Annotated in this window: 14 protein-coding genes; 6 read left to right on the top strand and 8 right to left on the bottom strand. The window is 63.0% G+C overall.

Annotated elements, in window-relative coordinates; genetic code table 11:
- Positions 1-241 precede the first annotated feature (241 nt).
- The 3 genes from GA0061105_RS26610 to GA0061105_RS26600 all read left to right on the top strand — a co-directional run bounded on the left by GA0061105_RS26610 (position 242) and on the right by GA0061105_RS26600 (position 5,104).
- Positions 242-1,684, top strand: coding sequence for a M81 family metallopeptidase (locus tag GA0061105_RS26610; RefSeq protein WP_092753836.1), 1,443 nt, complete (start codon positions 242-244; stop codon positions 1,682-1,684).
- A gap of 48 nt (positions 1,685-1,732) precedes the next feature.
- Positions 1,733-3,517 carry a gamma-glutamyltransferase family protein gene (locus GA0061105_RS26605; RefSeq protein WP_092753894.1) on the top strand — a complete coding sequence of 595 codons (1,785 nt, stop codon included), beginning with the start codon at positions 1,733-1,735 and terminating at the stop codon, positions 3,515-3,517.
- Positions 3,518-3,769: 252 nt separating this feature from the next.
- Positions 3,770-5,104: a glucoamylase family protein gene (locus GA0061105_RS26600; RefSeq protein ID WP_092753834.1), complete on the top strand. Its 1,335-nt coding sequence runs from the start codon at positions 3,770-3,772 to the stop codon at positions 5,102-5,104.
- Between the two features lie 94 nt (positions 5,105-5,198).
- Here GA0061105_RS26600 and GA0061105_RS26595 read toward each other — a convergent pair whose 3' ends face one another.
- The 6 genes from GA0061105_RS26595 to hglS all read right to left on the bottom strand — a co-directional run bounded on the left by GA0061105_RS26595 (position 5,199) and on the right by hglS (position 13,524).
- On the bottom strand, positions 5,199-6,236 hold the full coding sequence (locus GA0061105_RS26595; protein WP_092753832.1) for an ABC transporter ATP-binding protein: 1,038 nt from the start codon (positions 6,234-6,236) through the stop codon (positions 5,199-5,201).
- A complete protein-coding gene (locus GA0061105_RS26590; protein ID WP_092753830.1) occupies positions 6,233-7,900 on the bottom strand; it encodes an ABC transporter permease in 1,668 nt (555 codons plus the stop codon). Before GA0061105_RS26590 ends, GA0061105_RS26595 begins: the two co-directional genes overlap by 4 nt.
- Before the next feature lie 99 nt (positions 7,901-7,999).
- Positions 8,000-9,022 carry an iron ABC transporter substrate-binding protein gene (locus GA0061105_RS26585; protein ID WP_092753892.1) on the bottom strand — a complete coding sequence of 341 codons (1,023 nt, stop codon included), beginning with the start codon at positions 9,020-9,022 and terminating at the stop codon, positions 8,000-8,002.
- A gap of 156 nt (positions 9,023-9,178) precedes the next feature.
- Positions 9,179-10,717 carry an L-piperidine-6-carboxylate dehydrogenase gene (gene amaB / locus GA0061105_RS26580; RefSeq protein ID WP_092753828.1) on the bottom strand — a complete coding sequence of 513 codons (1,539 nt, stop codon included), beginning with the start codon at positions 10,715-10,717 and terminating at the stop codon, positions 9,179-9,181.
- 43 nt (positions 10,718-10,760) lie between these two features.
- A complete protein-coding gene (locus GA0061105_RS26575) occupies positions 10,761-12,044 on the bottom strand; it encodes an NAD(P)/FAD-dependent oxidoreductase (protein WP_092753890.1) in 1,284 nt (427 codons plus the stop codon).
- Positions 12,045-12,111: 67 nt separating this feature from the next.
- The gene (hglS, locus tag GA0061105_RS26570) at positions 12,112-13,524 is read right to left on the bottom strand and encodes a 2-oxoadipate dioxygenase/decarboxylase HglS (RefSeq protein ID WP_092753888.1); all 1,413 of its coding nucleotides are present in this window, start codon (positions 13,522-13,524) and stop codon (positions 12,112-12,114) included.
- 104 nt (positions 13,525-13,628) lie between these two features.
- Between hglS and GA0061105_RS26565 the strand changes: the two genes are divergently transcribed.
- The 3 genes from GA0061105_RS26565 (at position 13,629) to GA0061105_RS26555 (ending at position 16,166) form a co-directional block, all read left to right on the top strand.
- Complete coding sequence (locus GA0061105_RS26565) at positions 13,629-14,537, top strand: LysR family transcriptional regulator (protein ID WP_092753826.1); 909 nt, start codon at positions 13,629-13,631, stop codon at positions 14,535-14,537.
- A 68-nt stretch (positions 14,538-14,605) separates the two neighbouring features.
- Complete coding sequence (locus GA0061105_RS26560) at positions 14,606-14,842, top strand: Lrp/AsnC ligand binding domain-containing protein (protein ID WP_003543721.1); 237 nt, start codon at positions 14,606-14,608, stop codon at positions 14,840-14,842.
- Between the two features lie 145 nt (positions 14,843-14,987).
- Positions 14,988-16,166 carry a glycosyltransferase family 4 protein gene (locus GA0061105_RS26555; RefSeq protein ID WP_092753824.1) on the top strand — a complete coding sequence of 393 codons (1,179 nt, stop codon included), beginning with the start codon at positions 14,988-14,990 and terminating at the stop codon, positions 16,164-16,166.
- 23 nt (positions 16,167-16,189) lie between these two features.
- Here the strand turns inward: GA0061105_RS26555 and GA0061105_RS26550 are convergent, their stop codons facing one another.
- Positions 16,190-19,501 (bottom strand): oligosaccharide flippase family protein, encoded by a 3,312-nt coding sequence (locus GA0061105_RS26550; protein WP_092753822.1) that lies wholly within the window; start codon positions 19,499-19,501, stop codon positions 16,190-16,192.
- Positions 19,502-19,589: 88 nt separating this feature from the next.
- Positions 19,590-20,768, bottom strand: a complete 1,179-nt coding sequence (locus GA0061105_RS26545; protein ID WP_092753820.1) for a glycosyltransferase family 4 protein — start codon at positions 20,766-20,768, stop codon at positions 19,590-19,592.
- Positions 20,769-20,787 lie beyond the last annotated feature (19 nt).

The raw sequence follows: 20,787 nt of genomic DNA, 5'->3' as shown, positions 1-20,787 counted from the left end.
GTCGCTCGTTTGAGCAAATCAGTTTCCAAGGCGCTCATCGCAAGTCATGCATTACGGGATTCCGGATCATTGATCTAAGGGACCGGCCCGGAGCAAATTTGTTATTTATTGCGGTTGATTGGCTCGTTTCGCGAACTATCATCAGGATCGGTTGGGGCATGCGGATTGATGCCGCCCCCGTGTTCAGCTCATCGTCGCCCATATCTTCCCTGACTGCTCCCAATTTCAACCGAGGTTTCCCATGCGCATCGCCGTCGGTGGCATTCATATCGAGTGCAGCACATACAATCCCGTTCTGAACGAGGAGAAGGATTTTCGGGTGTTGCGCGGGGAGGGTCTGCTGGAATCGCCCTATTTCGGCTTTCTGAAGGACTACGATGCCGAGTTCCTGCCGACGATCCATGCCCGCGCCATTGCCGGCGGGCCGGTTTCGCGTGCCACTTATGAGGGCTTCAAGAGCGAATTTCTCGAGCGGCTGAAGCCGCTGCTGCCGCTCGACGGTCTCTACCTCGCCATGCACGGCGCCATGTATGTCAAGGGGATGGAGGATGCCGAAGGCGACTGGATCAGTGCGGCCCGCGCGCTCGTCGGCGAGGCATGCACCGTCGCGGCAAGCTACGACCTGCACGGGAACGTCACCCAACGCATCATCGATGCGCTCGACATCTACTCCACCTATCGCACCGCCCCGCATATCGATGTCGAGGAGACGATGCGCCGCTCGGTCTCGATGCTGGTCGAGAGCTTGAAAACCGGCACAAGGCCGTTCGTTCTCTGGGCGCCGATCCCGGTCGTCCTGCCCGGAGAACGCACCAGCACGGTGGATGAGCCGGCTAAGAGCCTCTATGCCAGGCTGCCCGAGATCGATGTGATGGATGGCGTCTGGGACGCATCGCTGATGGTCGGTTACGTCTGGGCCGACGAACCGCGCGCCACGGCCGCCGCTATCATGACCGGCACCGACCCTGCCGTGCTGGAGCGCGAGGCGAGGCGTCTCGCCAAGGCCTATTGGGATGCCCGCGAAGACTTCGTCTTCGGCTGCGAGACAGGTTCAGTCGAGGAATGCGTTGCCAAAGCGATCACCAGCCCGACCGCTCCTGTCGTGCTCGCCGAATCCGGTGACAACCCGACCGGCGGCGGCGTCGGCGACCGGGCCGATGTCTTGGCCGAGCTGATCGCCAAAGGTGCTGACGGTGTCGTCTTTGCCGGCATCGCCGACAGAGCGGCGACCGAAGCCTGTTATGCCGCGGGTCTCGGTGCGGAGCTTGCCTTGAGCGTCGGCGCCTCGCTCGATAGCAAGGGCAGCACGCCGGTCCATGCCCGCTTCACCATCAAATTTCTGCACGAGACGCATGACCCCTCGGATCGGCAGGCGGTCGTTTCGATTCCTGGCATCGATCTCGTGCTGTCGGCCAAGCGGCGGCCCTACCACAATATCGCCGATTTCACCCGGCTCGGTCTCGATCCGCACGCAGCCAGGATCATCGTCGTCAAATCGGGCTATCTCTCGCCGGAACTGGCGCCGATCGCCAATCCCAACCTGATGGCGTTGTCGGAGGGCGTGGTCGATCAGTTCGTCGAGCGCCTGCCGCGGCGGCGCAAGGAGCGTCCGACCTACCCCTTCGACAAGAATTTTGGCTTCGAGCCGCAGGTCTTCTTCTCCGCGCGTTCGCATCGCGTTTGAGGCTCCATCGATCCGAACGATATGGTTCGGACAAAAAGGATGTTCGGCATGACCGGATTTACCACCCGTCCTGAAATTCTCGGCACTTTCGGCGTCGTCACCTCGACTCACTGGATCGGCTCTGCGGTCGGCATGAGCATTCTCGAAAAAGGCGGCAATGCTTTCGATGCCGCAGTGGCAACCGGCTTCGTGCTGCAGATCGTCGAGCCGCACCTCTGCGGTCCCGGCGGCGACCTGCCGGCGGTGATTTATTCGAAGAAGAAGGACAAGGTCGAGGTCATCTCAGCGCAAGGGCCCGCACCCGCCGGCGCGACGATCGAGCATTATACGGGGGAAGGCCTGACGCTCATCCCGGGCGACGGTCTGCTGGCGACGGTCATTCCCGGCGCCTTCGACGGTTGGATGCTGATGCTGCGCGACTACGGCACGATGAGCGTGCGCGAGGTGCTGGAGCCGGCGATCTTTTATGCCGAGCACGGCCATCCCCTGCTGCCCCGCGTCTCGGCGACCATCAAGGGGCTTGCGGCCTTTTTCGAAAAGGAATGGCCCACCTCCCACGAAACGTGGCTACCTGATGGCAGCGTTCCCGAAGCGCATGCGAATTTCCGCAATCCGGCGCTGGCCGAAACCTGGAAGCGCGTGATTGCCGAAGCCGAGGCAAAAAGCGGGCGGGAAGCTCAGGTGCAGGCGGCCCGCGACGCCTTCTATCGCGGCTTCATTGCCGAAAGGATCGACACCTATCTGAAGACCGCAGAAGTGATGGATGCAAGCGGCAACCGCCACAAGGGCGTGCTGACCGCAGGCGACATGGCCAACTGGTCGGCGACCATCGAGGAGCCGCTGACCTATGATTATCACGGCTGGACCATCGCCAAAACCGGGCCGTGGGGTCAGGGGCCTGTCTTCCTGCAGACCCTGTCGATCCTGAAGGGTTTCGACCTCGCCGCGATGCGGCCGGATGGCGCCGATTTCGTTCATACCGTCGTCGAGGCGATGAAGCTCGCCTTTGCCGACCGCGAGGTCTATTACGGCGATCCCAGTTTTTCCGAGATCCCCGTCGCGCATCTGCTGTCGGAGAGCTACGCTGCCGAACGCCGCAAACTCGTCGGCGCGGATGCCTCCTTCGATCTTCGCCCCGGCATCATTCCGGGTTTTGAAGCGCAGCATGCTCTGACGATGAAGATGCTCGGTGCCGAGTCCAAGACCGGCGCCGTCTACGAGCCGACCATGGCGCATCTGTCCGAAAAGCGGGGCGATACCGTGCATATCGACGTGATCGATCGTGACGGCAACTTGGTCTCCGTCACGCCGTCCGGCGGCTGGTTGCAGTCTTCGCCAACCGTGCCCGGTCTCGGCTTCTGCCTCAATTCGCGCGCGCAGATGTTCTGGCTGAAACCAGGCCTGCCGACCTCGCTTGTTCCGGGAAAACGGCCGCGCACGACGCTGACGCCTTCCCTCGGCCTTTATGAAGGCCGTCCGACGCTTGCCTTCGGCACGCCGGGCGGCGATCAGCAGGAGCAATGGCAGCTTTCCTTCTTCCTGCGGCATGTCCATCACAAGCTGAACCTGCAGGCGGCAATCGATCAGCCGCTCTTTCATACCGCTCATTTTCCGAGCTCCTTCTATCCGCGCAGCCGCGAACCCGGCAGCCTGATGGCGGAAGCGAATTTCGGTCCTGATGTGCTCGACGCTCTCGCCCGGAAGCGCCACAAGCTGACGATCACCGACGCCTGGACGATCGGCCGGTTGACCGCCGCACGACGCGATGCCGATGGGCTGATGCGCGCCGCAGCCACCCCGCGCCTCATGCAGGCCTATGCAGTCGGACGATAAGCGGGCGGCCTCACAGAGCGGCTGGAAGGCAGCAAGTAGTGCCGGACATAAGCTGTGCCGGGGCGGCACCTGGCTGCCGTTTTGCTGCACCGCTTATATGACTTATGCTAGATATCATTTCACCGATAATTGTTAACGACCAATCGCCTCTGTTTGTGTTCTCTTATCCTTGCGAATCAAAAAGGTTTGATTTGCCGGGGGGACGGCCGCCATGTTCAAGCATGGGGCGATGCAACAGTCGGGTAGGAGCCTATGCTGCAACGGATTGAAGACATTGATGCAGCCCTCATCGACAGGTTGCAGCATTCGGCTTTCAAGTACTTCCTGAAATATTCCAATCCCGAAAATGGCCTGGTGGCCGATACCTCGATCGGCGGGGTGCCGGCGAGCATTGCGGCTGTCGGCTTTGCCCTTTCCTCCTATCCCGTTGCTGTCGAGCGTTGCTGGATCACCCGGAAGGAAGCTGCCGAGCGCACCGTCAATACGTTGCGTTTCTTCGCCGAGGCGCGCCAGGGCGAGGAGCGGCATGCGACCGGCCACCGCGGCTTCTTCTACCACTTTCTGCACATGGATAGCGGCAATCGCGCCTGGAACAGCGAACTTTCCACCATCGACACCGCCCTGCTTATCGCCGGCATCCTGACATCGGCGCAATACTTCGATCGCGAAGACGACGAGACGGAGACGGAAATCCGCGAACTCGCCACCTTCATCTACGAGCGCGTCGACTGGCGCTGGGCACTGAACAAGGGCGATACCATTTCCATGGGCTGGAAGCCCTCATCTGGTTTCCTGCGCTGGCGTTATCACGGCTTCGACGAGGCAATCATCCTTTATGCGCTGGCGCTCGCCTCGCCGACGCATCCCATCCCGCAGTCGAGCTACGACGCCTTCACATCGAGCTATTCCTGGATGATGTTTGGTGACCAGCCGTATCTCTATGCCGGCCCGCTGTTCATTCATCTCTTCTCGCATGCCTGGATCGATTTCCGCGGCATCCAGGACAGGCCGATGGCGGAGCGTAACTGGGATTACTTCCGCAATACCCAGGTCGTCATCAACATGCAGCGCGACTATGCCGAGCGCAATCCCGGTGGTTTCGTCGGTTACAACAGGAATGTCTGGGGCTTCACGGCCTGTGACGGCCCGCCGCCGACCCGGCGCATGCGCGGCGGTCGGCAGCCGAAGGTTTTGGGTTATGCTGCCCGTGGCGCCCCGCTTGGGCCCGATGACGGCACGATCGCCCCCTGGGCCGCCCTTGCCTGTCTGCCTTACGACCGGCAGGCGGCTCTCGACGGCACCAAGGCGCTACTGACCACCTATCCAAACCTGCTGCTGGAAGGCGGCTTCCCCGGCGGCTTCAATCCGACCGTGCAAACCAAGCGGCCGGAGGGCTGGGTCGACGACCGCACCGTCGGCATCGATCAGGGCCTTGTCGTCATGACCGTCGAAAACGAGCGTTCCGATTTCATCTGGAAGCTGATGCGGCAATCGCCGGTCATCCGCCTCGGGCTCGAGCGCGCCGGCTTTACCGGCGGCTGGCTTGAGGGCATCGAGCCGCAAGAGCTGGTGCGCAGAGTCGGCTAGCGCATGACCCCGGAAATCGATTTCCGAAAAGGATCATGCGCAAACAAAAAAGCATAGAGCCCGCGTGTCCGGTAGGAGGCGCAGGCTCTATTGCTCAGCGCTCGAAGACGTGCGCCTTGCCTGATATATCCAGGCGAACGAGATCGCCTGGCGAGGGAAGGGCGACGCTCGAGGTCTTGATCCGGATCGGCGGCAGGGCAACGCCATCGAGCGAGACGGCGACGGTACAGACCGCGCCGCCGAATTCCACCTCGACGACCCGTCCGCCGTAGTCGCGATCGCTTTCATCGGCAACGACGCGGATCTGCTCGGGCCGCAGCATGATTTCCGCCTTGCCCTGGCGGTCGCCTTCGACCGCGACATGGCCGAGCGCACAGTCGGCAAGGCCGTTGCGGATGATCGCCGGGAGCAGCACGGCATCGCCGAGGAACAGCGCCGTCTCACGATCCCTCGGATGCAGGTACAGGGATTGCGGCGATCCCGCCTGGATCAGCTGCCCTTCCCTCAGGACCGCGACCTGATCGGCAAAGCTCAACGCCTCTTCCTGATCGTGCGTCACGAGAACGGCGGTAATGCCGGCCGCCTGCAGGACACGCGCGACAGCCTTGCGCATGTTTTCACGCAAGCCGGTATCGAGCGCCGAAAATGGTTCGTCGAGCAGCATCAGCCGCGGCTTGCGGCCAAGGGCGCGGGCGAGCGCCACGCGCTGCTGCTGCCCGCCGGAAAGCTGATGCGGGCGCCGCGCCAGCATGCCTCGGTCGAGCTCGACCATATCGAGCAGCTCGGCGATGCGCCGGTCACGATCGGCAGCACCCCGTTCGAAGCCGAAGCCGATATTCTCGGCCACGCTCAGGTGTGGAAACAGCGCGCCATCCTGGGAGACGATGCCGATGCCACGCTTGTGAGCCGGAACCGCCGCCGGGCCATCGGCCAGCACGTCGCCGTCCAGCGTCACTCTGCCGGCGTCGGCCTGCTCGAAGCCGGCGATGATGCGCAGCAGCGTCGTTTTGCCCGAGCCGGACGGCCCGACGACGGCGGTGCGGCTGCCGGCCTGGACGTCAAGCGAAATATCCTTCAATGCCTGGACGGGCCCATAGCGCTTGCTGATGTTTTCGATCGTAAGCAGCGTCATTGGCCGGCGGTCCGTTTCGATTGGGCATAGAGCGTCAGGGTGAGGGGCAGCGAAAGCACGACCATCATGACGGCGTAAGGGGCGGCCGAGACATAGTCGATCTCGCTCGTCAGCGACCAGAATTTCGTCGCAAGCGTATCGACGCCGTTGGGCGAGAGCATCAGCGTCGCCGTGAGTTCATTGGTGATGCCAAGTGCGGTCAAGGCGATGCTGGCAGCGGCGCCCGGTGCGGCAAGCCGCATGGTGATTTGCCGCACCGCCTGAGCGGGGGTGCGGCCGAGACCCATCGCGGCGCGCTCCAGCTCCACCGGTGCCTGGGCGATGCTGGCGCGTAAGCCGACCATGGCGCGCGGCAGGAAAAGCATCACATAGGCGACGAGCAGTGTTGCGAAGGTCTGATAGAGCGGCAGCACGAGGCGTACGGTGATCGTCACCAGCGCGAGCGCCACCACGACGCCGGGCAGCGAGCCGACATAATAGTGGCAGGCTTCGAGCACACGCTGGAAACGGCCGGGCGCGCGGACGGAGAGCCAGGCCATCGGTGCCGCGGCAATCGTCGCCAGCACGCCGCCGGCAAGGGCGAGCGCCATGGTCTGCAGGAAGGCGCTGCCGACCTCGATGCGCCAGATCCCGCTGCCGCCGAGATAGAGCCAGCGGCCGAGCGTCGTCAACGGCACGCCAAGCGTCAGCACTGCCACGGCGACAGGCAAAAGGATGGCCGGTACCACGAACCAGCCGAGACGCCGGCGATCGGCCGGACGCGGCGAGCCGGAGCCGACGCGGGCATAACGTTCATTGCCGCGCAGCAGCACCTCGAGGCCAAGCAGGAAAAGACAGCAGGCAACGAGCACGCCGCCGAGCATGTTGGAGGCCGGGCTGTTGTAGGAGGATTGAAACTGGTCGACGATCGCGGTGGCGAAAGTGTCGAAGCGTATCATGACGAACAGGCCGTATTCCGACAGCAGATGCAGCGCAATCAGCAACGAGCCGCCGCAAATGGCAAACCTCAACTGCGGCAGCACGGTGCGGAAGAAGACGCGCCAGGGATTGAGACCAAGTGAGGCCGCGGCATCCTCGATGGCCGGATCGAGACGGCGTAGCGCTGCGGTAACCGGCAGATAGAGGAAGGGATAGTAGGCGATCACCGAAACGAAGACGCCGCTCTGCAGGCCGCGCATGCCGGGAATGAGGCTGACCCAGGCGTAGCTGTGCACGAAAGCCGGCACTGCGAGCGGCGCGATCGCCAGCCAAGCCCAGAGCCTGGCGAACGGAATATCCGTGCGCTCGGTCAGCCAGGCCAGCGTCACGGCAAGCGCGATCGACAGCGGAATGGTGGCCGATTCCAGGAGAACCGTATTGACGAGGAGTTCGCCGACACGCGGCCGGAAGACGAGCGTTTTCACCGTCTGCCAGCCGACATCGTAAGTTATCCAGCCGATGAAGCCGAGCGGCACGAGACTAAAGATCGCGATGATGGTCGCGAGAAGCATCACGGAAGAATGCGGCAGGCGCCGGCGCGGCAACAGCATTTGCGCGGCCTTCGGCGCGACCGGGACTTCGTTGCCGGCTACGAGCGATCTGTTGTCCTGCAGCAAGGCCGATGCCTTCACACGCCGAAAAAGGAAGGCAACCGCTTTTGAAAAGCGGTTGCCGGATATCGTCATGCCCTAAGGTTTTCTTGAGCCAAAAGCAATAGTTTTGGCCGCAGCGAGCCTGCGGCAGAAAGGTCAAAGCATGTCGCGCGATTACGACATGCAGGAAAGTTAGATAAGGCCGGCGGCCGTCATCAATTCGACGACCTTCTTGCTGTCCAGCGTCGAGGCTTCGACCTTCGGAGCATTGAGATCGGCAAGCGGAACGAGTTTGTCGTTGGACGGCGTGTCCTTGCCGACGGCATATTCATAGGATGTGCCTTCCTTAAGAATCGCCTGACCGGCCTTGCCGGTAACGAATTTCAGGAAAGCCTGAGCTTCCTTCATGTGCTGCGTGGACCTCAGGATGCCGCCGCCCGACACGCTGACGAAAGCGCCGGGATCCTGATTCTTGAAGTAGTGCATGCCGACATTCTTGCTGTTCTCGCCGGTCTTCGCCTGATCGCCGAACCAGTAGTAGTGATAGATGACCGCGCCTTCGACTTCACCTGAATTGACGGCCTTCATGGCGACGCTGTTGCCCTTGTAGGGCGTCGCACTGTCCTTGAGAGCCTTCAGCCATGTCTTGGTGGCGTCTTCGCCCTTCAGCTGCAGCAGGGCGGCGACGATAGCCTGGAAGTCGGCGCCGGCGGGTGCCGCACCCCAGCGGCCTTTCCAGGCCGGATCGGCGAGGTCGAGCAGCGACTTCGGCAGCTTGTCTTCGGTCAGTTTCGTCTTGTCATAGGCAAAGACCGTAGAACGGGCGGCAATGCCGGTCCACATGCCGTCGGCCGGACGATACTGCTCCGGGACCTGATCCAGCGTTTCCTTTTCGACAGGGGCAAAGAGGCCCGCGCCATCGACCAGCGTCATGGCCGGCGAATTCTCGGTCAGGAAAACGTCCGCCGGGGATGCATCGCCTTCCTGAATGATCTGGTTGGCGAACTGCATGTCGCTGCCCTGGCGCATGGTGACCTTAATGCCGGTCTCCTTGGTGAAGGCATCGATCCATTCGCGACCAAGACTTTCATGCTGGGCATTGTAGACGACGAGGCCTTCGTCCTGCGCAATGGCGCTGCCTGCGAGCGTCGTGGCGGTGAGAAGCGAAGCGGCGAGCGCCAACAGGTGGGGAAAGCGGTTAACAGCAACAGTCATGATGGCCTCCATGGCGAAGTTACCCGGCGGGGTAAGAGGCGTATATTTTTCTTGACCAGCTATTTCAAGTTTCCCGCCGGGAAAAGAGGCATCAAAATATCTTGACCCTCAGATCACGAAGGCGACGCTCCAAAAGCGCCGCCTCCCGGCAACCACCTATTCGACGTCGAACTTGACGCCCTGCGCAAGCGGCAGCGTGCTGCCGTAATTGATCGTGTTGGTGGCGCGGCGCATATAGGCCTTCCAGGCATCGGAGCCGGACTCGCGCCCGCCGCCGGTCTCCTTTTCGCCGCCGAAGGCGCCGCCGATCTCGGCGCCCGAAGGCCCGAGGTTGACGTTGGCGATGCCGCAATCCGAGCCGCGCGCCGAGACGAAGGTTTCCGCCTCGCGCATGTCGTTGGTAAAGATCGATGACGACAATCCCTGCGGCACGGCGTTGTGCAAGTCCAGCACCGCGTCGAAATCGCTGTATTTCATCACGTAGAGAATCGGCGCGAAGGTCTCGTGCTCGACCGGGCCGGTCTGATTGGGCATTTCGACTAGTGCGGGGCGAACGTAGAAGGCATCGGCCGAACCATTGTCGACGCGTTCGCCGCCCGTCACCTTGCCGCCCGCCGATGCCGCCTCGCCAAGGGCTGCCTGCATCTTCTCGAAGGCCTTGCCGTCGATCAGCGGTCCGACAAGCGTGCCGGTTTCAAGCGGATTGCCGATGGTGACGGAGCCGTAGGCCTTCTGCAGGCGCGGCACCAGCTGGTCGTAGACGCTTTCATGGACGAAGAGCCGGCGCAGCGTCGTGCAGCGCTGGCCGGCCGTTCCCATGGCGGAGAAGGCGACGCCCCGCAGCGTCAGGTCGAGATCGGCGCTCGGGCAGACGATGGCTGCATTGTTGCCGCCGAGTTCGAGGATGGCGCGGGCAAAACGCTGCGACAGCCGCGGACCGACGGCGCGGCCCATGGCCGTCGAGCCGGTGGCGGAAACGAGCGGGATCTTCGGGTGGTCGACCAGCACCTCGCCGACCTCGCGACCGCCGATGATCAAGGTGGACAGATTGGCGGGGGCCTTGCCGCCCTCGGCGACGAAACGCTTCAGGGCCTTTTCGAACAGCGTCTGCACGGCAAGCGCGGTCAACGGCGTCTTCTCCGACGGCTTCCAGACGGTGGAATTGCCGCAGACCATCGCCAGCGCCGCGTTCCACGACCAGACGGCGACCGGGAAGTTGAAGGCGGAGATGATGCCGATTGCGCCGAGCGGATGCCAGCTTTCCATCATCCGGTGTTCGGAGCGTTCGGTGGCGATCGTCAGGCCATAGAGCTGGCGCGACAGGCCGACGGCGAAATCGCAGATGTCGATCATCTCCTGAACCTCGCCGAGGCCTTCGGAGGTGATCTTGCCGACTTCGATCGAGACGAGGCGGCCGAGCGCCGTCTTGGCGCTGCGCAGCTCCTCACCGAGCAGACGGATCAGCTCGCCGCGCTTCGGCGCCGGCACGTTACGCCATTCGAGGAATGCCTTATGCGCCTCTTCGATCACCGCTTTCGTTTCGGAAACGGAATGTTCTTTGAGGCTGCCGATTTTCTTGCCGGTGACCGGCGAGGCGACGGACAGCGTTCCGCCCTGATAGCGGTCGGCATCGACGCCGAGTTCGGCAAGCAGCTTGGCGGTTTCGGTGGCGAGATCGAGGACGGCGATGGTCATTGTCGTGTTTCCAATCTTATTGTTCTCAGGAGCGCTTCGGTTCTCAGAAGCGGGCATCGGCGAAATGGGCGACCTGCGCGCCGGCTTCGTACCATAGTTCCTTGAGCGCACGAAAGCTCGGTTCCATGGGTGAGGTCAGCGGCAGCGGCAGATCGGCCTCGGCAAGCCGGCCGAGAATATGGTCGGCCAATGTGCGGCCGAAGACCGTGCCAGGGGCTATGCCGCGGCCATTATAGCCCGAAAAGCCGATGACATTGGGGGCGAATTTGTGGAAGCGCGGCAGTGCATTGTCGGTCATGCCGATCTGGCCATACCATTCGCATTCGAATTCAACGTCGCCTATAAAGGGAAAGAGCCGCCTCAGGGCACGTTTAGCCCAGCCCTTATGCACGGCAAGCCCGGTGTTGCGCAGTGCGCCGACGCTGCCGAAAACGAGGCGTCCAGCCTGATCCATGCGGAAGGAGGACAGAATATCCTTGGTGTCCCATGCACCTTCCCGCCCCGGCAGGATCGACTGACGCAGATTGTGGCCGAGCGGCACGGTGGCGAAATTGAAATAGGGCAGATAGACCTGCTCGTTGCGCACCTGCTCGAAGGGGCCGGTGCTATAAGCGTCTGTCGCGACGATGATCCAATCCGCGCTGACCTCGCCGTTTTCCGTCTTCACGGCCCAGCGGCTGCCGCGGCGCTCCGTTGCGACGACGGGGCTTGACGTATGGATGGCGACGCCCGCCTTGACGGCGGCATGGGCCAGGCCGCGCGCATAGGCAAGCGGCTGCAGCGTTCCGGCGCGCAGATCGAGCAGTGAGCCGGCATAGGCCTCGCTGCCGGTGCGCTTGGCCGTCTCAGCCGCATCGAGCAGCACGACGGGCGCGCCGCGCGCTGCCCATTGCGACGCCCGCTCCTCGATCTCCTTCAGCCCGTCGGCGCCGACGGCGCAGTGCAGCGTGCCGTTGCGTTCGAGTTCGCAGGCGATTCCATGTCTGTCGATCAGTTCCATGACGAGCTTCGGCGCATTGCCGAGCAATTCGAGCAGGCGTTCGCCATGAACCCGGCCCAGCACGCCGGGCAGGTCATTGGGCATCACCCACATGCCGGCATTGATCAGGCCGACATTGCGCCCCGCGCCGCCGAAGCCGATCTCTTTCGCCTCGAGGAGCATCACCTTCGACCCGGCCTCGGCAAGATGCAGGCCGGAGGAGAGGCCGGTATAGCCGCCGCCGACGATGACGACATCAGCCGATACCGCGCCGCGGAGGGCCGAGGTCGCCGGCGGTTGGCCGGCGGTCTTTTCCCAAAGGCCGTGGGAGCGCGGATCATTCAGCATGGCACGGTCCGATCGGATTGAAACCGGCATACTCTAGCGCATAAGAACAGGTGTTGAAGCGGCGATTTCACGCAACGGTCCTCAGCTGCAGGCCCGCGAGCCCGAGCGCCTCCATCGCGGCAGCCAGCGATGCGGCCTGCCGTTCCGCATAAAGCGCCAGTTCGTCCTGAACGGTCGCTCCGAGTGCGGTCTCGAAGGCGTCGCGGTTCGAGCGCGTCGCATAATTCTGCTGCTGGTCGGTGCCGAGATTCGACTGGAAGATGCCGGCCGCGCTGACGGGCAGGAAGTCTTCATAGACGATCGGCGCGAAGGTGAGGTAGCCCTTGGCGATCAGCGCTTCGGGATCGCCCGGCAATGTCTCGGCGACCGCGGCGGCAATGCCGGCAGGCGTGGCGGAATAACGGAAGAAGGCGAGATCCTGCCTGCGCAGCTCATCCCAGCTGTCCGGCAGAGCCTTGAAGCGCTCGGCCAGTTCCTGGTCGTAGGCGCAGGCCTTGGTGCCGCCGGCGCCGACCTGCACCTCGCCGCGAACCGAGGCGAGCAGCCGGTCGTAGAGCGCCCGTCCCTTCGCTGTCAGCGCGACACCGCGCTGTTCGATCTCGCCGAAGCGGGCGGTATGGGTCCCCTTTACCGCACCCTCGTCACCCGAGAAGACGATCGCCTCCTCCAGCGCCTTGAAGCTCGTCTGCCGCAGCAGGATGTCGCACTGGCGGCGCGGCGGTCCCTCGATGACAGCCTTGGGGGTGATGCCGCGTTCGGGCATGCGCGCCTGCACCGCGTCGATATCGAGCGTGCGCGGCGTCAGATGGTTGATATGCGGTCCCTTGAAGCTGACGACGTCGGCGATCAGCCGATGCGCATCATGCAGGCGCTTGTAGGTTTCGGCGCTGACGGTGGCTTCGCCGTGCCAGCGGAAGGTTTCAACCGCCTCGGCAACGAATTCGGTCGCTTCCGCTTCCGTGAGACCGCCATTCTGCTCATAACGCTCGATCAGCGCGATGGCGCGCGGCGTATAGATGCGTCGCTTGGCCAGAATGGCCTCGGCTTCACCACGCAGACCTTCGTCCTCGATCAGTTCCAGGCGCAGCAGCGAGGTGAAGACGCGGAACGGATTGATGTTGAGCGCCGTCTCGTCGATCGGCCGGAAGCAGGTGGAGTGAACCGGCACGCCGGCAACCGAGAGATCGTAATAACCGACCGCTTGCATGCCCATGACGGCAAACAGCCTGCGGATGGTGAAAAGCTCGACCGCCGTACCGAGCCGGATGGCGCCGTGGCGCTCGACATCGATGCGATCAAGCTCGCCGGCGCGGGCCAGCCGCTCGCGCAGATCCGGATGGCTTTCGAGGCAGTCCCCATTCACATCCGCCACCAGTTCGATCAGCGTGCCATATTGCGGCACCTCCGTCCGGTACATCTGCGACATCGCCTCGGTGAAGAGCGATCGGATACGGTCTGTGGAAACGAAGGCGTGCGGCATCTTGGAAAACTCCGGCTCATTCCGTTTTTGCAGGATGAACCTCTTTACAATCGCGAAGAACGCGAAAATATCGACATTTCGGAAATAGCTCATTCTGAAACGGAATGACCATGGTTACCTCACGGCGTTTTCTGCCGTCGATTTCGCATCTTGCCGCCTTCGAGGCGGTCGCCCGCACGGGCAGCGTGACCGCGGCGGCACGCGAACTCGATCTGACGCAGAGCGCCGTCAGCCGCCAGGTGAGCGCGCTGGAGGAGCAGCTTGGCGTCGAGCTCTTCCTGCGCGAACGCCAGACCATGCGGCTGACGCTCGCCGGCGACAGCTATGCCCGTGAGATTCGCGAGGCGCTGCGGCGTATCTCGAGCGCCTCGTTGAACCTGCGCGCCAATCCGCATGGCGGCACGCTCAATCTCGCCATCCTGCCGACCTTTGGCACGCGCTGGCTGGCGCCGCGCCTGGGGCGCTTTCTCGCCGCCAATCCCGGCGTGACCATCAACCTGGCCACCCGGCTTTCGCCCTTCGACTTCCGGCTCGATTCGATCGACGCCGCGATCCACTTCGGCCACCCGCACTGGCCCGGCGCGGAACTGACCTTGCTGATGTCGGAGCGCACGGTGCCGGCCTGCAGCGCTGATTTTCTGAAACAGCACCGGATTTCGCGGCCAGAGGATCTGCTTGCCGTTCCGCTTCTGCATCTGACGACGCGCCCCGATGCCTGGGAGCAATGGTTCGCCGGCAACGGTGTCTCCTTCGAACGCGTGCACGGCATGCTCTTCGATCAGTTCGCGACCGCTGCGCAAGCGGCGATCGCCGGCCTCGGCGTCGCGCTGTTGCCGACATTCCTGATGCAGGAAGAGCTCAGGCGCGGCGATCTCGTTGCAGCCGTCGACAAAGAGATGGAGAGCCGGGAGCGCTATTATCTCGCCTTTCCCAGCGAGCGCGCGGATTATGCGCCGCTTGCCGCCTTTCGCGACTGGATCGTCGCGGAAGCGGCCGCGGACCCGGCCGGGTGAGGAACGGCTTGCATCGGCATGGGGCTTTCGACCATTATATCAGCCAAACAACTTTGCAGGAAATTTCCATGAAGCCGATCTTCGTCCAGCTCCAATGCGCCCCCGGCAAGACCTATGACGTCGCCGACGCCATCTACCAGACCGAGCTGGTCTCGGAGCTCTATTCCACCAGCGGCGATTACGACCTGCTGTTGAAGGTCTATATCGAGGAAGGCCAGGATATCGGCAAATTCATCAACGACAACATCGCCAATATTCCCGGCATCGTCCGGTCGCTGACGACGCTGACTTTCAAAGCCTTCTGAATTCCCGTCAGACACGGTTAACCCTGTCGCGAAGAATCGCCTCCGCAGGGTGTCGCTGAAACCACGCCTTAACGCCTGAGATATCTGGTCGTTGCTATAAAATCCGCGCCAAAACGAGTTTGGCACGTGCAGCGATAGGTGAAAAATGGCGATCGTCGAGGTAGATAGGGTGCGCGAGAAGCCGCAGCCGCAAACGGCGCCGCTGATCGTCCATGTCGTGCGCCAGTTCCTGCCCAATCGCGGCGGTCTGGAAGACGTCGTCGCCAATCTCAGCCGCCAGACCCTCCGGCGCGGCTATCGCGTCCGTGTCGTCACGCTGAACTCACTGTTTACCGCGCCGGAGGACAAGCTGCCAGCTCGCGAGAATATCGACGGCATCGAGGTGGTTCGCATCCCGTGGTTCGGTAGCAGCCGCTATCCGTTGGCGCCGGAGGTTTTTCGTCAGCTCGGCGATGCCGATCTCGTGCATGTCCATGCGATCGACTTCTTCTTCGATGCGCTCGCCTGGGGCCGGCGGCTGCACGGCAAGCCGATGATCGTCACCACCCATGGCGGGTTCTTCCACACAAGGAAATACGCCGCGATCAAGAAGATATGGTTCCGCACGCTGACCCGCGCCTCGGCGAAGGCCTATCGCCGCGTCGTCTGCTGCAGCGCCTCCGATCTCAAGCAGTTTTGTGAGATCGTGCCTGATAGCGTGCTGATCGAGAACGGCGCCGATATCGGCAAGTTCGCCGACACCGCTTCGCGACGGGCAAGGCGCCGCATCGTCACCATCGGCCGATTTTCGGTGAACAAGCGGCTGGACCACCTGCTTGACGCGATGGCGGTGCTGAAGAGCGGCGATCCGGAATGGCATCTCGACGTTGTCGGGGCCGAATCCGACCTGAACCGGGTGGATATCGAAGGCGAGATGGAAGGCCGGAACCTGACGGGCCGCGTCACCCTGCACGTGTCGCCAGACAATGATACCATCCGCCGCATCATCACTGAGGCTTCACTCTTCGCCTCCGCCTCGGAATATGAAGGTTTCGGGCTGGTGGCGCTGGAGGCGATGAGCGCCGGCCTGTTGCCGGTGCTGAACGCCAACGATGCCTTTCAAACGCTCGCCAGCCGACATCCCGTCATCAGGCTTGCCGATTTTACCAGTCCGCAGACCGCCGCGGCCGCCATGGAATCGGCCTATGACGACCTTGCGCGCCGACAGGACGCCGTTCGCTCGGAGCTTCTCGACGCCGCTCGCGGCTATTCCTGGGATATCGTCGCCGGGCGCTACATCGATCTCTACAGATCGCTCGATATCGTCGCCGCGGAAAGCCTCTGATCCCCGCCTGCCGGAAGATCTGCTTACGCTCTGGCGAGACGAACGATCTCGTCGAGCACGAATTTGCGTGATTGCGGCGGCGTCAGATTGTGGTCGGCATCCGGCAGCATCAGCAGCCGCACATTGGGATAGCGGGAAAGCCTGGCGCCGCGCGGGCCGAAATGGAAATAGACATGGTCGAGGCCGACGTCGCCTTCGCTGTAGATCAGCGTCAGCGGCACCTTGCGCTTGCCGAACAGCGCGAAGGACTGCCGGACCTCGCGGGCGATGTGGCGCCGGTCGGGAAGCAGTTCGAGCAACGGCGCGACGAAGGGCGACAGTCGCCGGCCGCCGGCGATGACGATATTGCGAAGCGCCGACACCACGTCCACCTGCCCGCGCAGCAGCCGCTTCAGCGTGTCGAGCCGCGCCAGGCGCTGGCCGTAATCGTCGAGGCTGCGGGGAACGGAGACGACGTGCTCGCGGCGCACCGGCACCTTCGGATCCCAATAATAGACGAAGGGATTGATCGAGACGACAGCCTTCAGCCGCTCGTCGGCGACGCCGGCGCGGAAGGCGACATAGCCGCCGCTGCACCGGCCGGCGACCATGACGGGGCCGGCAACGACGTTTTCGAGCAGATCGAGCGCGGCGATCGCGTCGTCGGTCTGCGTCATCGAATAAAGCACCTGCTCCGGCGCATCCGGCCGCGGCGGACTGTCGCCGACATTGGCAGAATCAAAGCGCAGCGAAACGACGCCTTGGCGCGCGAGTTCGCGCGCCATATCAACCGTCGTCCGCCCCCATCCGGCATGCCGGTCATATGCAGTCGACAGGAAGAGCACGGCATTGCCCTTGATCTCTCCCAACGGCCGGCTGACGACACCGACCAGATGATCGTGGCTTCCGAAACGCACCGGCGTTTCCATAAAACCTTCGCCGGCAAGCGGCGTGGTCTCGATTGCTGCCGGCGAATGCGCGGCGGATGTCTCCGTCGCCGCCGCCTTCAGCCAGCCTGTCAGAAGCTCGACGACGGCCATGGGCGTCTTGGCGAAGAGCGGATTGGTCACGAGCTCGTCATAACCTTCGAACACATTCTGCTCGACCTCGGCGCCAAGCGCCTTCAGCGCATCGGCGAAACCGGTATCCTCGGCCCTGACGGGGCGTTCCAGGATCAGATAGCGGGGCGCTGCCAGCCCCTTCGGCGAAGCTATGTTGAGTTTGCCGAGCTCGGCGGCGATCTCTTCCGGCATGACAAGCCCGGCGATCTGCACCTTTGCGGCCTGCACGTGCTGCTGGCCGAGGCCGAGATCGGCGTCGATGATCTTGGACCACATGTTGAGTTCACGCATATAGGCACGGCCGCTCAGCACCGGCGCCAGCATGACAAGGCTGTCGACGCCTTCGATCGATGAGCCGATGCGCTGCGCGAGCGTTGCGCCAAGGCCTTGACCGATCAGGATGATGCGGTCGCAGCCGGTGAGCGATTTCAGCTTGGCGGCCGCCGCGCGGATCGAGTTTTCCCAGGTTTCCAACCTTGCCGGCAGCGCCCCGAAATCGAGCGCATCGCCGGTGCCGCGGTAATCGAAGCGCAGGCTGGGTACGCCAATATCGGAGAAATGTTCGGCCGCGACGCGGAAAAACTTGCGGCTGCACATTTCCTCGAAGCCCCAGGGGCTGACGAAGAGCACCGCGGCCGAGCGCTTCCTGGCCTCGGGATTTTCAGGCATGAACAGGCCGATCGTGCCGTCGAAGACGACAGGCAAGGCGGCGCTGCGTCCGGCGCCTTCGGCCGGTTCGAGCGAAAATTCGCCGGGCGCGACCTTGGCGCGGTCGGGATCGCCGGGGTGTCCCGGCGCGATGAAGTTGATCACCCGGCCGAGCGGCCGCCGCAGGGCCGACGGCATCTTTTCGACAATGGAGCGCATGACCTCGACATCCTCGGCGGGCACTGCGCGCAGTACCCGCAACGCAGCGAAATGGGCGAACGTGCCGGCGATGATCGCGAAGACGAGACCTATCGGGCCCTGGACGAATTCCAGCGCTGAAATCGCCCCACAGGCGCACAATACGGAGGCGAGCGTCACCTTCGTCAGGCTTGCGTAGAGACCCGAAAGCTGGGACCCGAATCCTGTCTGTCTGATCATCATCACCGACATCGCAGCGAATACGAGAATGCGCACGAGTGCGGCCCCCTCGGCGGCAAGCCTAGGTATGATCAGTAAACAACCCGCTACCATGAGAAGGCCACCTATCACACTGATAGTCAGGCGGGAGCGGGCCCTGTCCATTGACAGAAGATAGAGGCTGAGGATCTGCATAAAAGTGTAGGCGGGAGCGACGAGCGCAAGCAGCGCGACCACCGTGCCGCTGCGGCGGAAGGCTTCCCCGAACACGACGAGCACCAGTTCGCTGGAGATCGCGGCAAGCCCGAGGCTCATCGGCAGCACGATATAGGCCATGCTGCGGGTGACGGCGGCGAAGACCTCGACCGGCAAGGTCGCATCGTCGCTGTTGTGGCGCCGCTCGGAATAATAGGGCAGCAAGCTGCCGGTCATCTGGATCGGCAGTTGCAGGGCAATATTGGCGATCGACAGGCCGACCGCATAATAGCCGACCATTTCCACCGACCAGAACTGCTGCAGGAAAAGCAGTTCGAGCCGGTTGAGGAAGATGGAATCGATGATGAACTGGATCGACAGGATGACGGAGGAGGAGGCAAGATATTTCAGCGACACCCCGCACCAGTCGCGCCGCGCGAGAAGGATCGGCAGCGTGGCGAAAAACAGCACGAGCTGGCCGAGCGCGTAACCGACGAGAACGCCCTCGACGCCATAAAAGACGGCGCCGCCGGCGACGCCGGCGAGCTGTATGACGGAGACGGCGACCGTCAGCTTGAAGAAGGCGCCGAGCTTCTTTTCACCGATCAGGTAGAATTTGACGAACGACCCGATCGCCTGGACAAAGAACAGCGCAGCCGTGACGAGCGCGACGGACGGCGCGGTTTCCGCCCAGTGCATCTCTTCGGAGGTCAGGAAAAACAGGGCGTATAGCGCCAGCAACAGCACCGTCGAAAACATCATGAAGCTGACGAGGATGGCGGCGAACCCCCGGCGGCGGCGCACGTCATAGCCTTCCGCCGAAAGCTGCGGCAACGTCTTCAGAAGCGTAATGCTGGAGCCGAGCTCAGCGATCGAGGCGCCCGTGACCACCAGCCAGAGCGAAAAGGCGACGATGCCGTTAGCCTCTGGCCCAAGCAGCCGAGCGGTGATGATCGAGGACACGAAGCCCGTCAGCAGCAGCAGCATGCCTGCGGCCGCATTCATCACCGAATTTGCGATAATACCCTTCGACATCTGTCCATCCGCCAGGATCGGCCTAAGGCCGGATACCCGCCATCTCTAATGTGAAAAAATTAAAATTAAGCGGAGTGGCGACGTCACCTTAGCTGGCCTGCATCGCCGCCAGCTTTTGAAGCGCCTTCTCATAGCTGTTCTCCGCGAGGTAGCGCAGCAGAAACTCCCGCGCCTTTTCCGCCTTCTCTCGTGCCCGCTCTGGCGCGCGGAAGATATCCCTGAGATGCGCGGCCGCAATTTCGGGAGAAGGATCCGCCCAGACAGCACCCGGCAGCCCGGCAAATTCGGGATGGGAATCCACGACGGGAATGAGGGGAGAGGCGACGAGCCAGCTATTCTCAGGATCGCAGAAATCTTCCGTGCCCGACCAGGCAGTTGAAATGACCGGGGTGCGATGCATGATCGCCTCGGCAACCGTCAGGCCGAAACCTTCGGAGCGATGCAGCGAAAGATAGGCATCGGAAGAACGGATGAGGCCGTTGATCTCAGCGTTCGAGAGCTTGTCGGTGACGATCCTGATGCGGCTCTCGCCGGCGACCGACGCAATCAGTTCGCGCAGGGCCTCATCCTTGTCGATATTGCCGCTGGCCTTCATCAGCAGAAAGGCGCTTGGGCAATCGGCGCTGAATAGCCTGAAGGCTTCGATGACGGCCTGCGGGTTCTTTCGGCTGATCGAGGAGCCCGCGCTGAAGATGAAGCTGACGAGAAAGGCGTCCTTCTCGATGCCGAACTTTTCCCGCATGCCTTCGCTCGCCGGCTTCTCGGTCACGGGATGCGGAACCACGATGACGGATGCTTTGGTCAGCGGCGCGATCGCCCGGCGGGTGAATTCCGAGGGCACGAAGACGGCATTCATGTAACGCAAACCATTACGCCATTCCGCCGGCACGACTTCAAGCTCCCAGGCGAAATAGCCGATATTGAAGGCACGGGTGAAATTCGCAAGCCCCTTCTTCAGGATGGCGCGCGGCAGCATCGGCGGATTGAGATGCCAGATCCGGCTTCCCGGTGGTTCGGTGGAGAGGTGCGACGGCGCCCAGCCGGAAAAGGATTTTTCGTCCGGATGCGTGCTGACATCGGAGAGCGAAATCGCCCGTCCCGTCTCCGAAAGAGCCCCGGCGCAGAGCCGCGCCGATTCGCCGACGCCGACAGCCATCGAGAGATAGCCGACGATTTCCACCGGCTCGCGCGGTTTGAAGGCAGCGCGCGACCGCGGGATCAGCCGCTGCAGGACGTGGGCGCGTAGAAAGCGGTATGTCTTTCTCAAGTCACGATCTTTCCGGTGG

The sequence above is a fragment of the Rhizobium aethiopicum genome (assembly GCF_900094625.1).
GTDB classification, from domain to species: Bacteria; Pseudomonadota; Alphaproteobacteria; order Rhizobiales; family Rhizobiaceae; genus Rhizobium; species Rhizobium aethiopicum.
This window is presented reverse-complemented; position numbering and strand designations above follow the sequence as displayed.

What these genes read in the sequence shown, in the direction of transcription:
- GA0061105_RS26610 (WP_092753836.1), top strand. Translation starts at nt 242, where the DNA reads ATGCGCATCGCCGTCGGTGGCATTCATATCGAGTGCAGCACATACAAT.
- GA0061105_RS26605 (WP_092753894.1), top strand. Translation starts at nt 1,733, where the DNA reads ATGACCGGATTTACCACCCGTCCTGAAATTCTCGGCACTTTCGGCGTC.
- GA0061105_RS26600 (WP_092753834.1), top strand. Translation starts at nt 3,770, where the DNA reads ATGCTGCAACGGATTGAAGACATTGATGCAGCCCTCATCGACAGGTTG.
- GA0061105_RS26595 (WP_092753832.1), bottom strand. Translation starts at nt 6,236, where the DNA reads ATGACGCTGCTTACGATCGAAAACATCAGCAAGCGCTATGGGCCCGTC.
- GA0061105_RS26590 (WP_092753830.1), bottom strand. Translation starts at nt 7,900, where the DNA reads ATGACGATATCCGGCAACCGCTTTTCAAAAGCGGTTGCCTTCCTTTTT.
- GA0061105_RS26585 (WP_092753892.1), bottom strand. Translation starts at nt 9,022, where the DNA reads ATGACTGTTGCTGTTAACCGCTTTCCCCACCTGTTGGCGCTCGCCGCT.
- amaB (WP_092753828.1), bottom strand. Translation starts at nt 10,717, where the DNA reads ATGACCATCGCCGTCCTCGATCTCGCCACCGAAACCGCCAAGCTGCTT.
- GA0061105_RS26575 (WP_092753890.1), bottom strand. Translation starts at nt 12,044, where the DNA reads ATGCTGAATGATCCGCGCTCCCACGGCCTTTGGGAAAAGACCGCCGGC.
- hglS (WP_092753888.1), bottom strand. Translation starts at nt 13,524, where the DNA reads ATGCCGCACGCCTTCGTTTCCACAGACCGTATCCGATCGCTCTTCACC.
- GA0061105_RS26565 (WP_092753826.1), top strand. Translation starts at nt 13,629, where the DNA reads ATGACCATGGTTACCTCACGGCGTTTTCTGCCGTCGATTTCGCATCTT.
- GA0061105_RS26560 (WP_003543721.1), top strand. Translation starts at nt 14,606, where the DNA reads ATGAAGCCGATCTTCGTCCAGCTCCAATGCGCCCCCGGCAAGACCTAT.
- GA0061105_RS26555 (WP_092753824.1), top strand. Translation starts at nt 14,988, where the DNA reads ATGGCGATCGTCGAGGTAGATAGGGTGCGCGAGAAGCCGCAGCCGCAA.
- GA0061105_RS26550 (WP_092753822.1), bottom strand. Translation starts at nt 19,501, where the DNA reads ATGTCGAAGGGTATTATCGCAAATTCGGTGATGAATGCGGCCGCAGGC.